At 39.6% G+C, this 571-nt stretch carries 1 protein-coding gene; it reads left to right on the forward strand.

Annotated features, from left to right (window positions below; translation table 11 throughout):
- Nucleotides 1–571 (forward strand): reverse transcriptase domain-containing protein (locus tag HT699_RS10670; protein WP_172934357.1); only part of this gene is annotated, 571 nt, incomplete at both ends.

Consider the following 571-nt stretch of genomic DNA (forward strand, 5'->3'; position numbering starts at 1 on the left):
ATCAAGGAAAATCCAATAAAGGCTCAGCTGGGATTGATGGAATGACTATAGAAGAGATGGATAATTATCTCAGACAAAACTGGCGCTTGACTAAGGAACTGATAAAACAGAGAAAATATAAGCCTCAACCAGTTCTTAGAGTTGAGATTCCTAAACCAAACGGAGGCATCCGTCAACTAGGAATTCCGACAGTGATGGATAGGATAATCCAACAAGCCATTGTCCAAGTCATGAGCCCCATTTGTGAATCTCATTTCTCAGATACGAGTTATGGCTTCAGACCAAATAGGTCATGTGAAAAAGCCATCAGGAAGTTCTTAGAGTACTTAAATGACGGCTATGAGTGGATAGTGGATATAGACCTAGAGAAATTTTTCGATAGGGTTCCTCAAGATAGATTGATGTCCTTAGTACATAACATTATCGAAGACGGAGATAGGGAATCCTTGATTCGTCAGTATCTTCATTCAGGTGTTATCATTAATGGTCAACGTCATAAAACGCTAGTTGGCACACCACAGGGAGGAAATGTATCTCCTCTCTTATCCAATATCATGCTTAATGAATTGGA

This window comes from Streptococcus sp. 1055 (genome assembly GCF_013276815.1).
Classification (GTDB): domain Bacteria; phylum Bacillota; class Bacilli; order Lactobacillales; family Streptococcaceae; genus Streptococcus; species Streptococcus pseudopneumoniae.